We start from the raw sequence: 13,455 nt of genomic DNA, 5'->3' as shown, positions 1-13,455 counted from the left end.
ACCGCCGTTGCCTATGCTGAGGCTTTAGTTGTTGTGGTAGCGTCAAGACTCTTTGGCAGATTTGTTCACGCGACGACGGCTCCTTTGGTTTGATCCGCGAATAGCGGGGTCATATTCATTTATTTCCGCGTCGACCATTGGGTGCAGGCAATGTGCCTCAACCTGGCCGCAGCCAGGTTGAGGCAGGATTTTCCATCGGGGAAGGCGCCGATGGCGTGCCCCCATCGGGTGGTCCGGTTTGATTGTTAGTGCATCGTGGGCCTCTGGTCCATCGGGACGATGCTTTCGGGCGCAGGCGGACGGTAACCCAATGCGCTGTGCGGCCTGACTGTGTTGTAGTGGATACGCCATTGCTCGATCAGGACTTGGGCCTCCCTTAGGCTGTAGAAGATTTCTCCGTTGAGCAGTTCGTCGCGGAACCGGGCATTGAAGCTTTCACAGTATCCGTTTTCCCATGGTGAGCCTGGTTCGATGTAAGCCGTTTTCGCGCCGACGGCTGCAATCCACTCCCGCACCTTCTGCGCGATAAATTCCGGCCCATTGTCGGATCTTATGTATTCCGGCGTGCCGCGGAGGATGAACAGGTCGGTCAATGCATCCAGCACATCGGTTGAGTTGAGCTTGCGATCGACGCGGATCATCAGCGCCTCCCTGGTGTGTTCGTCAATGATATTCAGCGTCCGATAGACCCGCCCGTCAGCAGTGCGGTCTTGAACGAAGTCGTATGACCAGACATGGTTTGGACGCTCCGGCCTGAGCCGGACGCATGACCCATCGTTCAGCCAGAGCCGCCCTTTCTTCTTTTGCTTTTGCGGGACCTTCAGCCCTTCACGTCGCCAGATGCGCTCGACCCGCTTGTGGTTCACACACCAGCCCGCGTTGTTCAGCAGACCCGTCACCATGCGATATCCATAGCGCCCGTATTTGTCGGCCAGTTCGATGATGTCATCGGTCAGACGCTCTTCATTGGCGCGGCCCTGCGGTATCTTGCGCTGCGTAGATCGATGCTGACCGAGCGCGCGGCAGGCGCGGCGTTCGGACACGCCGAGTTCCCGCCGCACATGGTCGATGCACTTGCGACGACGCGAAGGGCTTAGAAGTTTCCCTTCGCCGCTTCCGTCAGGATGAGCTTGTCCAAGGTCAAATCGGACACCGCCCGTCGCAGCCGTTGGTTCTCTTTCTCCAGCTCTTTCAGCCGCGTGAGCTGCGACCGCTGCATCCCGCCATAGAGCTTACGCCAGCGGTAAAACGTCTGCTCCGTCACGCCGATCTGGCGCACCGCCTCGGCAATCGTTGCGCCTTGCCCTTGCAGAACTTCTACCTGCCGAAGCTTCGATACAACATCTTCGGGCTTCTCTCGTTTCCCAGCCATCGCTGATCCTCCAATATACGGGACAATCTATCCCAGTTGGTGGACCACTTTCAGGGGGCTACTCCACCTCTCGGCGGCACAGCGCAGCGATGCTCTCTTCGCCCCGCAATCCCGCCAGGACAATCCTGATCTTCTCTTCGGCAGAGTAATGTTTGCGTGCCTTGCGCTTAATGCCACGGACCAACTTGTCAGCCGCATCTTTGCTTGTTCCGGATTTCTTGTTCATCTTCGCTCCTTAGTGGCTTCGATGAACCAGAAATCCTCCGTTGCTCATCCGTCTGGCAGCCTCGCACGCCTCGCACTCGAATTGATCTTAGGCAAAGGGGCAGCGAGGCAGGATGCGTGTGTATTGGGGCGCGCCAATATCAAAGGAACCTCTATCTGGTATCTTCCCCAACGGCAAAGGCGCAGGTGAGGGGCCGGTCGGCTATCTCGTGGCCGAGCGCGTGCTGGCCTATGACGGCAACCGCGACCTGGTGCGTGATGCCGATGGCCAGCCGCTGACGGTTACACGCGATCCCCTGCCCGAGGTACTGCGCGGCTTCCTGAACGAGAACAGGAGCTTGTTCGAGACGCGGACCGAACAGATCAGGCGCTGGCTGACGATCTCGCCCTGGGTGATCTCGGGGCTGATCGTGACGGGGATCGCCTCGATGATGGCCGCGAGCTGGTTCTGGACGTCCATGCTGACGCGCTCGGAGCTGACGGAACTGGGCCTGACGCGGATCGAGCAGAGGGAAGAGACCTGGCTGACGCTGGACCCGGACAGGACCGAGCTGAAGACCTGCACACTGGCCGGGACGCCGGTCATCTGCATCAAGATCGAGGAGAGATGAATGACGACACCCCTGACAGCCTTGGAGCGCGACTTGCTCGCCTGCGTCGAGCGGTTGGTGACGGCCTGCGAAACCTCAGCAGTGGAATTGAGCGGGTTAGAGGCGCGCTCGACGAAGAGGCTGCAAGCCCAGTTGGATGGTTTCGCGGGTTGCGCGACGTTGCTCATACGCTCGCAGATCGCGTCAATGCAGGCGTTGCGTGGCTTGCTGAGCGAAGAGGCCACCTACAACGCGCTGGACGCGAAGTTGAACGAGAGCTTGAGCTTAGCGAGGGACGCCGAAGAACGGCTGAGACAGAGCTAGAAGTGCGCGATCGGGACATGGACCGGGGGCTGACGCATTGAGCCATTTGCCAAGCTACAGGTTGGCAAATGCGCGCCCTTTGCCATGCTATGGTTTGGCGCGCGAAAGACCATTGGGGAGTTCAGACCGCGCCAGCACTATTCCGTGGGTCGGTTGCCGGATTGTCCGCGTAGATGAAGTGCTTGGCATCCTCGCGCACTTCCAGCGTCGCACCGTCAATGACGCCGACGGCAAGACCAGCGTTGACCCTGCGCGCAGGTTTGCCGGCGCTCAGCCATCTAGCAGCCTTCTCGATCGAGAAACGCCCCTTGCGGGTTCCTGCGCCCTTACCTTGCGCGGCTTCCATGATGACGACGGCAACCTCTTCCATGCGGAACAGACCGCCCTGGCTGGGCAAGGGCATTTTCCGCTTCTGGAGAGACTGACGTGTCACGTCGAGCCGCTTTGCAACATCAGCGAGGCTGACCAGGTCCGGGCGCACTTCACGCAGTACAGACCCAGCAGGAAGCTGTTTCTGGATCGCGCGCGCGGCGTCTAGAATGGCATCTTCGGCGTGATCGCTGGCAGCTTCCAGCGCGATCCCGATCATGCCAGGGACACCAGTGCCAACGATGGCGTCCTCGAATCCGGCCTCGAAAACCGCATCCATCAGTTCGAACGCATCGTGATCACCTCCGGGAAGGGCGAAGATCAGTTCGAATTCGATTTCTGCCATGTCATTCATCCTCTTGAGCGCCATCATCGGCATTGCCTAGCTTCGTGCAGCCAAGCGCACGGTTCCTCAGTTGCCGGGCAAACCGGCCCGGATTCTGTGGCGTCGACCAGACACCCATCTGACAAAACTCACCGCACCGGCAGTCCGGATCGTTGTTCGGGCACCTGATCAGGCCCCAGGCATGCCCGCGCCCGGAACGCAAAGTGACCGTCCACCCCAAGGCTTCCAGCTCACGCAAGACCGCCTCGATCTCCTTGGACTTGTGCGGTTTACGAGACATGATATAGGCTTTCTATGTTAAGTTGTCAATCGACAACCTTATAGGGCGGCGTTCGATGCAGATGCTTCAAGCATATTGACAGGCCAACAACAACGGCCCGGTGCGCCATTGCCTAATGCGGCTCGACCTGAAGCTCACCAAGTTCCATTTCAGGCTCATCTGACTTGAGCCAAGTTGCCACCATCTCTGTCGTTTGCGTCAATGCTTTGGGGTTCCGCAAAGCGCATTCCCAAACGGTGGCAACTCGCCACCCCTTCCTGATCAACTTGTCGTGGACCGCAGCGTCTCTTGATACGTTTGCGGCGAATTTCGTCTTCCAAAATTCCGCACGGGTCTTGGGGACGGTTGCATATCGACAACCGGCATGACGGTGCCAGAAGCACCCATGAACAAACACGACCGCGCGATACTTTGGAAACACGATGTCAGGCCTTCCGGGGACATCCTTCACATGCAGCCGGAATCGAAAACCCCGCGCGTGAAGAGCCCTTCTGAGAGCAAGCTCGGGCTTTGTATCCTTGCCGCGAATGTTACTCATCATCTGTGAGCGGGTTCTGGTATCAACGATGTCTACCATTCCTACTCCTTGCCATGAGTCCGAAAACCTGGAAAGAGGAGATCGAGGAGTAATGCAGTGTCAAAACCCGTTCAGATAATTGATCTATTCTCTGGCCCGGGCGGCCTTGGGGAAGGATTTTCATCGTGCATGCACGCGGATGGTTCTCGTGCCTACGAGATTTCTGTGTCGATTGAGAAGGATAGTGCTGCGCACAAGACACTCCGACTTCGCGCGTTCTTGCGTCAGTTCCGCAAGTTTCCACCCGAGTACTATTCATGGATTTCCGGAAAGCACGACTGCCCGGATTGGAAGAACCTCTTTCCGCGTGAATGGAAAGCCGCCGAGAATGAGGCCGTTTGCGCAGAGCTTGGTAAAGCAGAAACCGCCGCGCTCTTGTCGGAGAGGATTTCCGAAACCAACAGAACAGCAGGCGATCGAACGCTTTTGATCGGTGGTCCGCCTTGCCAAGCATACTCTCTTGCCGGGCGCTCACGTAACGCAGGGATTGAGGACTACCGACCGAAAGACGACGAGCGCAATTTCCTCTATCGTGAATATTGTCGTGTATTGAATGAGCTGAGCCCCGCAGTGTTCGTAATGGAGAACGTCAAGGGCATGCTCTCTTCGACTGTCGAGGGGCTGGCGATCTTCGAACAGGTCATGTCTGATCTCCAACATGCTGGTCCCGGCTACAGACTCTTGTCCTTGTCGGCCAGCATTCTGCCGGGTGATCATCCCGAACCGAAGGATTTCGTCATTCGCGCAGAAGACCACGGAGTGCCGCAGGCACGCCACAGGGTGATCATCGTTGGTATCAGATCGGATATTGACGCGAGTGCCGCTCCCAAACTTCATCGGCGGAGCTCGATGGTACAGGTTAAGGACATGTTGACCGGCTTGCCGCGGCTGAGAAGCGGATTGAGTAGACGCGACGACGAACATGCCTGGTATGACGCTGTTGTAGATGCGATCGAAGCCGCTGGTCAGATCACTCGAGAATACCCAGGCGAGAACTTTAGCAGCTTTCGGGACGAGTTGGATCGTGTCGAGGAACGTTTGCTGGCAACGTCTCAGATGGGCCGAACGAGCCACGCGCGAAAACCCCTATCAAGGAAACTGCAGCCAGAGCTGGCCGCGTTCCTCGACGACCCGAACCTGATAGGCGTCTCGGGTCACGAAACCCGTGGACACATGCCATCCGATCTTGCCCGCTACCTCTATGCCGCCTGTTTCGCGAAGGCCGAGGGCCTGAGCCCGCGTGCGCACCAGTTTCCAGACATCCTGGCACCGAACCACAAGAACTGGAAAACGGGCAAGTTCAACGACCGGTTTCGAGTTCAAGTTGGCAACGCTCCGGCTTCGACGGTAACGAGCCACATCTCGAAAGATGGGCACTACTTCATTCACCCCGACCCGACGCAGTGCCGCAGCCTGACGGTGCGCGAGGCCGCACGGCTGCAGACCTTCCCCGACAACTACCATTTCATGGGCAATCGCACCGAGCAATTCGTGCAGGTCGGGAACGCCGTGCCGCCGTTTCTTGCGCGGCAGATTGCGGAGGTCCTATTGCCGATCTTTGACAGTCTCTAGCAGCGCCGTGTATTCATTCAACAGAAGCTCTTCGCCGAACCTCGGCTCACTCGATTTCCAAGCGGTAAGTCGACGGTGACCGTCGCGCGGTGGAGATTGGAACACTGCCGTAGTTTTTCGACAGAACGGCTTCGAGGCGGCGTCGGTAGTCGGATGGCATCCTCTCGCCCACCACGATTTGCGTGATGGCGTCAGCGGGGTACTTGCGCAGGATCGGCAATTCGTCGTCACGATCAGACTGCACCAACAAACGTCGTTCGCGTTCGTAGCTCCATTCGGCAGGCTTGGTACCGAACCCCCACGCCGATGCAGCGGCAAGAAATCTTTCTGGTTCGACCTTTGGATCGGGGATGCCTTCGTAGATGTTGCTCCAGAATTCGAATGGATCATTGTAAGCTGAGTAGTGCTGACAAAAAATCACCCCGTTCTCCAGGTTCTGGAGAGCGTACTCGGTTGGACCACTGAACTTGTACAGCTTCCTGTTCGATTCAGGTTGCATCGACGCCCACGCCAGTTGAAAAACCTTCATCCTGAAGCTTTTTGAGCGCGCTCATCGCAATCGCGCATTGCTTGTCCGACGGCATCTTGCTCGGGATCGCGGCGCACGTTTCCAGAACGCCATTTTCCCGCGGGGACAGAAGCCCACGCTCCCGCGCCCAATTCCGGGCTTCTGCCCAGAACGCGGCGCCGAGCCTATGCACCTCAAGCTCGGCCTCGACGCTGGTCTCGACAGCCTTGTCCGCACGGGCCTCTCTCGCGCGCTCATTGGCCAGGTCCGGTGAAATCAGTACTCGATCGAATTCCTCCGGATAGCTCAACTCACGATCCTCCAGCCCCTTCCAACAAGCCTGCTTCTTGGCCCATTCGCTGAAGTTTCGCACGCCCTCGGGCGGGTGCGTGATCACGTCCTGAGCTTCTGCCGCAGCAACCAACAGTGCCGCCTTCAGATCAGGCGTGACATCCTGGTATCTCCAGACGGCGTCCAGGTCGACCACCATCTCCCGTTCCTCTGCATCATGCACGAGCTTGGCAATCGCATAGGTCACGATGTTGGCGCGGTAGCCGCCTTCATACCATTCCGCGCCCGAGACCAGTTTTTCAGTGGCCCGGAAGATGATGGTCTTTGCGATCATGCGCCTGTACCAGAGCTCATCGAACGCCGCACCTTCGGAACCCCAACGTTTGCCGATATGCTTGGCGAATTCCGCGAAGTTCTTCTGCGCACCAAGGCTCACGATGTGCGGCAGGCAAGCCCAGGTGTTCTCAAACTTGGCCAAATCGGTCTTCGTGAGGAACTGGGAGCGCGGGAACTCGGCATCGAACTTCTTTCGCTCTGCGATGGTCCTTCGCCCTCGTTCGTCCGCATATTGTCCTCGTGCGCGTTCATAGAACCATTTCGTGTCCCGATACCCGTCCTCTCCCCGCGCCAGAACTTTGCGCGACAGCTCTTCAGTCCGGATGTGGAAGGGGTGATTGGCGAAGAAGTCTGCTGCATTCACCTTGTTCTGACTGTTCGCGTATTCGGAGATGCGCGGGACAACGAGTTCGGACTGTTCTCGCGGAACGATGGTCAACTTCATCTGGGCATGAACCTGTTCCAACTGCTCGACAAACGCCTTTCGCGCTGCGTGGAGTGAGGCCGTGGTCTGCCCACCATTGACGATCTGCAGATTGTCCGCGCGAACCAAGAGATGGCCATGATCTCCTTGCTCCACCTCTATCGCGTCGGCTGTCGCACTGAGGCCGTTGTTGTAGGAAAAGAACATGTGCGGCTCATCGCGGATCGTGTTGCGGATGCCCTGATTCACCTTGCCGCGTGCTTGAAGAAAGCTTCTCACGTTGGCCTCGAGCAGGCGTGGTCCCCACTTGTCGTAGATGGCGGCCAGCTGCTTTCCGGGAATGACCGCCAGGTAGCTTTCGAGCGCACTATCGCTTCCGGAGGCCGCAAGAAGGGGAACACTCCCGCCGAAGTCTTTGTCGAAATCGATGATCAGATTCGCCCGTGCCTGTCCCTGTTCCATGTATTGCTTGAGACGCTTCAGGTCCCAGACGCTGAGGGTGACCGGTCTGCCATCAAGATCCTTCACGTTCGCCGCATCGGCACGGGCGCGAAAATCTGCATTAGTCACGATTATGAGCTTGACCTTCTCGACGTCCTTCCACGTCGTGGCGATGAGGTCGGCTACGCCGAACCCGGCACTGGTCTCTTCCAATTGCTCCCGGAAATCGGCCTTGAGGCTTGAAACAACAAATCTGTAGAGTCGCTGCAGAAGGCGCTGAATCTGTTCCTTGTTCTGAACACGCACCTCCTCGGACAGATCAAAGTCGCACAACACGAGGCTCAGGACGCCATCGCCATCCCTTGGATCGCCGCCATAGCCGTCGATCCGCATGGGATTGCTGGCGCCGCCGCCCTCGAAATACGCTCTGTTTGCGCCATCCAATTCCCCGGCCTCGGTAAGCAGTTCGCCAACCTTCTCGAAAAACGCCTCGACCGTGACAAGGCCGAGGACGTCAGCATCGCCCTGGATATCGGCGATAAGTTCATGATGGAATTCTTCCAGATCACTCATGATCAAGCCCTCCTTGGATGACGTCGATCAGATCACCTTCCAATTTGAACGGTTCGCAGGCATCGAGAGCGATCGCGTACCGGACATTCTCCACGCCCGGAACAAGAGGCGTGGAAATCCGGGGGAAACCTTCTGTCACCTCGTAATCGGTCGCAGCGCTAAGAAGCCATCGCCGCTCGTCGTAGTCGTTCTCGGGATCATATCCAGTCGAATGGAGCGTCTCTTCCCAAGCATCGAAGGCCGCGCCGTCTTCTTCGAACATCTCGGCCGTCATTCGCACGTGATCATGCAGGCTCTGACCTTCCGGCAGGACGGCCGACGCCACATTGATCACACGAAGGCACAGGCGGCTCCCTTCGACATCCGCGAGCTGGTCTTCGGACGAAATGGCCACGAACGGCTTTGCAGCAACCCGCCTTGCCTTCACCTCGACGCAGCTTCCGATAAGCTCGAAGTCCTTCGCCGAGCCGGTCGGACCGGTCCAGGCCTCGATCGCCGTGTCCGGGCCGAAGGCGGAGACAAGCTCCCGAAGGAAGGCCAACTCGCCAACAAGCCCTCGCTGCTCTTCAACGGACAGCCCATTGGTCTTCCCACCGCGCAGAAGGTGATACCAGCGTCGGGTGCGTTGCAGCGCTCTGCAGAGCGCTTCGTCGCGATCCGCGCTTGCTTCCCCAGCCTCTACCACATCTCGGCAAAGGGTCTCGAATATCTCGACCTGACTTCTTTCCTTGAGGCCGAGAACAAATGCCGATCCGCCCGAGACAGGGCGGAAGGACGCGACAAGGTTCTTCAACTGCGGCAGACGCGGCAGTGGTTGCGGCAGGCCTGGCAGCCTCAGCATCAGGCCGGGCATGCCTGCTTCCAGCACCACCCAGAAGAAATCGAAACGGCCCGCGACATCGACCCGTTTGGCTTCGTCCGGGTCCAGTCTTTCCCAGGGATCAAGAGGTTTCAAGAGGTGCCTCCTGATCTTCGTCTTCGTCTTCTTCACCGAAGAGTTCCCGATAGCGCACCGTATTCACCACGTATTCAACGCGTTCAGCCGGGCGAGAAGAAACTGGAAGGCTTATGCCCCACGCCACAACGGGGTCAGCAGGGATCAGGTCGACTTGCTTGGCATCTTCCTTTCCATCTGGCGCCTTCGCCTTGACGAAATGGAGGATGAAAAGGCCGCGATCTCTTTCTCGTCGGTAGATCGAGTCCGGATAGTTCACGCGTTCACTGTCTGCCTTCCCGTTTTCTTCCCGATACCGCGACTCGGCTGCCTCAGCCCTTGCCGGGTCTACACCAGCCTTCTCGATACCCCGAGACGCAACACGCATTCGCTTCCCACTGAATGACATGAAATCATGTTGCAGATCGTGCAGGTCTACATATCGCGTGGCGGGCACGATCGGCATGCCCAGCGTTCCGTTGGCCTCGCCTTTGGTTAAGCTGGGAACTAATACGTCCCATGTTTGCAGCTCGTCCGAACTCCGTGCATCGATATACTTTCTGACCGGGGCCGGGTCAGTCGTTACGCTCTGGTCTGCGTTGCGCCAAGCCGCGAGAAATTCGTCTATGAACTGGACCGGCACGCCACGATAGAGCGCTCCCCAAGGCGATCGCTCCTCCTCCAAGCCTGCGCCTTTGAACTTCGAAACCAGAGACCTAGCCGCAGCAATATTCGCGGCAAGATCACCTGATCTAATGCTGACTCTCGATGTCTCGACAAATTTGTTGGAGAGCCCAATCAGCGTCGTGACCTTTGTTCCCGATCCCATCTTGTTGCGTGCTGTGACCAGCAACGAAGCTGGATGACTTCGCACCGCCAAACCGAAATCCCTGGGAGTGGCTGTCGGAACAGACGCCATATCGTGAATTTCTGAGTGCAATTCCTCTGTCGCGTTCGCAATATATGCGTACCAACCAATAGCTTCGGCTGGCATCCAAATGCGGCAGAGATCCTCGTATCCTGTCCGGTATCCAAACCACCGGCCCATTTGCATGAGGGTATCGTACATCTTCGTGTTACGCAGGAACCAAGTTACCGTCAGTCCCTCGAGCGTTAGACCGCGCGACAGAGAAAAACCACCGACTGCAATGTATTTTCTACCCGCTTTGCCACGAGCTTCATCGGGATATTCCAAGACATCCTTCGACTTGTAGTTCACCAACACGACCTGTGCCGCAGCTATGGCCTCATGTATTGCAGCCTGAACCTCATCCCATGAGGAGTGGGCCGTCTTGAATTCGCTTTCCCATACTTCTTTCAAAGCTGCGATCTCGGGGTCCGCAATTCCCTTGCTACCAGTTGAACCGTTCACTCTGACAGCATTCTGAATCCGTTGAAGTACTTCATGTAGCCGATTCCGGAGCTGTGCTTGAATTGGGTTCCGGAAGCTTGCGTTAACCAACATCGAGCAGTGTTTGTGCTCTTGATTTCTTAGCTTGCGAATAGCAGCAGTCAGCACGAAGGCGCGAACAGCTTTCACCAGCGAGTCTGGGAGTGCTTCCACGACAAAGTCCTGTGGATGTTTGACGGGAAGAACATCCTCATTGTCGTAGACATACCTCAGCCAAGTTGGCTCCTCATCATCCGGCAAGCCTTCGACAAAAACCTTTTTGCCGCCGAAATAATTGGATGGCGCATCAAGGCCGATGATAAAGTCCTTCGGAAACAAGTCTTCCGCCAGCATTTCATCGTCTTGATCAGGGTCGATGAAGATATTCGCGAAAGGAGTTGCGGTGTAGCCGACATAGCAACTCCGGTGGAAAGTATTCAGAAGCTCGCGGATCAACCTATTTGTGGTCGTGACTTCCTCCCTATTGTACTTGGTATTGATCGAAGCGTTGTCTGCCTCGTCATCAATGAGCAGCATAGGCTGATCAATCATCTCACGGTCACCGCGAGCGCTATTGTCCTTGAGCCATTGCAGCAGGTTGCGGAGCGTATTCGACTGCTTCTTGATTACGAGGACGACAGGAACCTTGTAGGAGTCAATCTCGCTTGTGTTAGTTGAGGCCGTGGCCTTGTTGAAATCCCGTAGCGTGTTGGTAAGGCTGACCGGTGTTTTGTTCGGGTCAAAATGGCCGACGCCGATGATGTGTTTTGCACCGCCCTTCTTGGTTTCCTGGGACTTCCCGGTATCGCGACCGATGAAGCCCTCGTCGATCCGGGCCTGTGTCTGGTTTCTAAGGTTGTTGTGAATACCCGCAATAACGATGATCAGCCTGTACCCTGCATCAGCCGCCTTGCAGATCAGGCCCGTATAATTGGCGGTCTTGCCGCTTTGAACGTGGCCAACCACCATGCCACGCCGATCCCACGGTACGTGTTTCTCGGGGTTGCCTAGTCGGCTGAGGATTTTATCCGTAACCGTGTCCGTGGAAATCACAACGTCTTTCGGTAGGCCGTTTTGCAGGAGCAATTTCTGGTAGCGGTTCCAGTAGAAAGGCTCGATCAACGGCTTCGCGTCATCCAGCCAAGGTTCGAAATCCTCGCTGTCGACCACCGCACCAAGTCCAGCCTTGATACCCTGCTTGTGCTCGATCTCCCGCGCAATCTGCTCGATCTCTTCTCCGCTGAGGCCCGGCGGGACCAAAGCTGCGACGCCTCTGATCATACTGCGAAGCTCATCTTCGGTCTTACGTGCCTGATTGAACAGGCCACTTTCGACCATGTTCTTCACTGTCTCGATAGCTTCATTCATGAAATTCGTGTCCTTAAAAAGTCTTCCAGAATCGGTGCGGCAGCTTCCCACCGTACTCGCAAGAATGGGTTGCTCTGCATCGTGTCCGACAGAGCCTCGGAGGGCACACCGTTTTCCATCAGTGTCACTGCAAGGGAATAGACCAACTCTTCGAGGTCGGTTGCTGAAGTCTCGTCAGCTGTGACCGCTTCCGCGTTCCCGACGAGTTCAGCATGCAGCGTCTCGATCGGCAGACCAGACCCAACGATGCGCAGGCAACGTTCGAAACCCTCTCGCAGTTCTTCTGGCAACTGATCGGAATAGGTTCGAAAGACCGGGTGCTCCAGGTTGGGGCGGAAGACGATCTGCCCATCCTTCTGCACCCGATTCCAGATCGGAAAACGGGTCTCATCGACCAGCTTTTGGCCTCTGCTGCGATAGGTGCGTTTGGATGTGCCAACGAACCTTTCCACCACCTTCTTCAGGCGCTCACGCACCACCGGGGGAAGCTGGGCCGAGGCCTTCTTGACGTCGATCTTCCACTCGGCGTCCATCGTGTTGGGGATATCGACTGCTATACGGCAGAGTTTCGTCAGTTCGGTTTGGCGCGCCAGGCCCAGCCACCCCCCCGAGATGATGAGACGTTTCTCGCGGTAGACATACAGGCCCTGGGCCTTCAGATGCCCATCAGGACCGCCAATTTCTTCCCATTCTTCCCGGCTCATCCGCTTGTGATGGGGAAGCGTGTGGCATCTGATCAGGACGTCACCCTGACGCAGGCGAAGCACCTCCTCCGGGTCCTTCTGCGTGGCGGCATGAGACGTTGCCATGGGATCGTTGGGTTTCAGCGGGCGACCGTTGAGTGACAGTTTTAGCCGTGGCTTGGCGCCCTCCAAGAAGCGGTGAAACACCAAGCGCAGATGATGCTCGGCACGGGACAACTCAGAGTTCATATGCTCAGCCCGCTTAGCGCGGTCATGGGTGTAACCGCCACTCAAGCGATCGAGTTTCTCCCAGATGACAACCGTTCCGCTCTCCGCGAGGAGGTCATGGCCTGTCACGACCTCGGGGTTTTCGATGAGTTCGAGGCTCCAGTCGTTCCGTTTCGCGACGCGATCCAGGTCCCAGCGCGCACAGGACCTTCGACCGTCTTGCCGCGTCAGAACCGTCAGACTTCGGCACTGCGAGAAGCTGGCACTCTTGAGGCCGAGGCCGAATCGACCGAGGTCTTCGGCCTCGCGCTCGTCGGTCGGGTTCTTCGACCCGAGACGCATCGCTTCGACCAGTTCGGTCTCCGTCATGCCCGAACCATCGTCTGACAGCGCGATCCATGGCTCATCCGCGACAGTGTCCGCGATCAGTTCCACCGTGCGCGCGCCAGCGGTTATGGCGTTGTCAATGATGTCGGCGAGAGCAGTCTCGAGGTTGTAGCCGAAGTCGCGATGGCCCTCGATGAGAGATGCTGCATAGGGTGTTGCATCCACCTCCCGAACAATATGCTTCGTCACCTTGGCTTCCTTTCTCCAAGACCGCAACGAAGAGCGACCAGCCGATCA

Annotated in this window: 12 protein-coding genes and 1 pseudogene; 3 read left to right on the top strand and 10 right to left on the bottom strand. The window is 57.5% G+C overall.

Annotated elements, in window-relative coordinates; all coding sequences use genetic code 11:
• Nucleotides 1-245: 245 nt before the first annotated feature.
• Both PAF20_RS04055 and PAF20_RS04050 read right to left on the bottom strand, forming a co-directional pair.
• Nucleotides 246-1,372 (bottom strand): IS3 family transposase gene (locus PAF20_RS04055; protein ID WP_271072460.1). Its coding sequence is split into 2 segments (ribosomal slippage): nucleotides 246-1,108 and nucleotides 1,108-1,372, totalling 1,128 coding nucleotides; the frame shifts between segments, so codons are not numbered across the junction.
• A gap of 67 nt (nucleotides 1,373-1,439) precedes the next feature.
• Nucleotides 1,440-1,598 (bottom strand): annotated as a pseudogene (locus PAF20_RS04050) (IS3 family transposase); the annotation flags it as partial.
• A 112-nt stretch (nucleotides 1,599-1,710) separates the two neighbouring features.
• Here PAF20_RS04050 and PAF20_RS04045 point away from each other — a divergent pair.
• Together PAF20_RS04045 and PAF20_RS04040 are read left to right on the top strand one after the other, a co-directional pair.
• Nucleotides 1,711-2,208: a hypothetical protein gene (locus tag PAF20_RS04045; protein WP_271072459.1), complete on the top strand. Its 498-nt coding sequence runs from the start codon at nucleotides 1,711-1,713 to the stop codon at nucleotides 2,206-2,208.
• Nucleotides 2,209-2,511, top strand: coding sequence for a hypothetical protein (locus tag PAF20_RS04040; RefSeq protein ID WP_271072458.1), 303 nt, complete (start codon nucleotides 2,209-2,211; stop codon nucleotides 2,509-2,511).
• Nucleotides 2,512-2,632: 121 nt separating this feature from the next.
• Here the strand turns inward: PAF20_RS04040 and PAF20_RS04035 are convergent, their stop codons facing one another.
• From PAF20_RS04035 to PAF20_RS04025, 3 genes are all read right to left on the bottom strand, one after another.
• Nucleotides 2,633-3,226 carry a hypothetical protein gene (locus PAF20_RS04035; RefSeq protein WP_271072457.1) on the bottom strand — a complete coding sequence of 198 codons (594 nt, stop codon included), beginning with the start codon at nucleotides 3,224-3,226 and terminating at the stop codon, nucleotides 2,633-2,635.
• Nucleotide 3,227: 1 nt separating this feature from the next.
• The gene (locus PAF20_RS04030) at nucleotides 3,228-3,506 is read right to left on the bottom strand and encodes a hypothetical protein (RefSeq protein WP_222451870.1); all 279 of its coding nucleotides are present in this window, start codon (nucleotides 3,504-3,506) and stop codon (nucleotides 3,228-3,230) included.
• A gap of 112 nt (nucleotides 3,507-3,618) precedes the next feature.
• Nucleotides 3,619-4,083 (bottom strand): very short patch repair endonuclease, encoded by a 465-nt coding sequence (locus PAF20_RS04025; protein ID WP_271072456.1) that lies wholly within the window; start codon nucleotides 4,081-4,083, stop codon nucleotides 3,619-3,621.
• 57 nt (nucleotides 4,084-4,140) lie between these two features.
• Here PAF20_RS04025 and PAF20_RS04020 point away from each other — a divergent pair, with 57 nt between their 5' ends.
• Entirely contained in the window at nucleotides 4,141-5,655 is a 1,515-nt protein-coding gene (locus PAF20_RS04020) for a DNA cytosine methyltransferase (RefSeq protein WP_271072455.1), read from the top strand.
• 46 nt (nucleotides 5,656-5,701) lie between these two features.
• On the opposite strand, the gene PAF20_RS04015 is transcribed toward PAF20_RS04020, so the two are convergent.
• From PAF20_RS04015 to PAF20_RS03995, 5 genes are read right to left on the bottom strand one after another with little or no spacing between them, the layout of a single operon-like run.
• Nucleotides 5,702-6,184, bottom strand: a complete 483-nt coding sequence (locus PAF20_RS04015; protein WP_271072454.1) for a hypothetical protein — start codon at nucleotides 6,182-6,184, stop codon at nucleotides 5,702-5,704.
• Entirely contained in the window at nucleotides 6,144-8,228 is a 2,085-nt protein-coding gene (locus PAF20_RS04010) for an AIPR family protein (protein WP_271072453.1), read from the bottom strand. Before PAF20_RS04010 ends, PAF20_RS04015 begins: the two co-directional genes overlap by 41 nt.
• Entirely contained in the window at nucleotides 8,221-9,183 is a 963-nt protein-coding gene (locus PAF20_RS04005) for a PD-(D/E)XK motif protein (RefSeq protein WP_271072452.1), read from the bottom strand. The genes PAF20_RS04010 and PAF20_RS04005 overlap by 8 nt, the downstream gene beginning before the upstream one ends.
• Complete coding sequence (locus PAF20_RS04000; protein ID WP_271072451.1) at nucleotides 9,170-11,920, bottom strand: Z1 domain-containing protein; 2,751 nt, start codon at nucleotides 11,918-11,920, stop codon at nucleotides 9,170-9,172. Before PAF20_RS04000 ends, PAF20_RS04005 begins: the two co-directional genes overlap by 14 nt.
• A complete protein-coding gene (locus PAF20_RS03995; protein ID WP_271072450.1) occupies nucleotides 11,917-13,407 on the bottom strand; it encodes an ATP-binding protein in 1,491 nt (496 codons plus the stop codon). The genes PAF20_RS04000 and PAF20_RS03995 overlap by 4 nt, the downstream gene beginning before the upstream one ends.
• Nucleotides 13,408-13,455 lie beyond the last annotated feature (48 nt).

This window comes from Paracoccus albus (assembly GCF_027913035.1).
In the GTDB taxonomy this organism is placed as follows: Bacteria; Pseudomonadota; Alphaproteobacteria; order Rhodobacterales; family Rhodobacteraceae; genus Paracoccus; species Paracoccus albus.
This window is presented reverse-complemented; position numbering and strand designations above follow the sequence as displayed.

Excerpts from the sequence above, each read along its gene's own strand:
- PAF20_RS04035 (WP_271072457.1), bottom strand. The coding sequence starts at position 3,226 with ATGGCAGAAATCGAATTCGAACTGATCTTCGCCCTTCCCGGAGGTGAT.
- PAF20_RS04000 (WP_271072451.1), bottom strand. The coding sequence starts at position 11,920 with ATGAATGAAGCTATCGAGACAGTGAAGAACATGGTCGAAAGTGGCCTG.
- PAF20_RS04045 (WP_271072459.1), top strand. The coding sequence starts at position 1,711 with ATGCGTGTGTATTGGGGCGCGCCAATATCAAAGGAACCTCTATCTGGT.
- PAF20_RS04010 (WP_271072453.1), bottom strand. The coding sequence starts at position 8,228 with ATGAGTGATCTGGAAGAATTCCATCATGAACTTATCGCCGATATCCAG.
- PAF20_RS04030 (WP_222451870.1), bottom strand. The coding sequence starts at position 3,506 with ATGTCTCGTAAACCGCACAAGTCCAAGGAGATCGAGGCGGTCTTGCGT.
- PAF20_RS04025 (WP_271072456.1), bottom strand. The coding sequence starts at position 4,083 with ATGGTAGACATCGTTGATACCAGAACCCGCTCACAGATGATGAGTAAC.
- PAF20_RS04015 (WP_271072454.1), bottom strand. The coding sequence starts at position 6,184 with ATGAAGGTTTTTCAACTGGCGTGGGCGTCGATGCAACCTGAATCGAAC.
- PAF20_RS04040 (WP_271072458.1), top strand. The coding sequence starts at position 2,209 with ATGACGACACCCCTGACAGCCTTGGAGCGCGACTTGCTCGCCTGCGTC.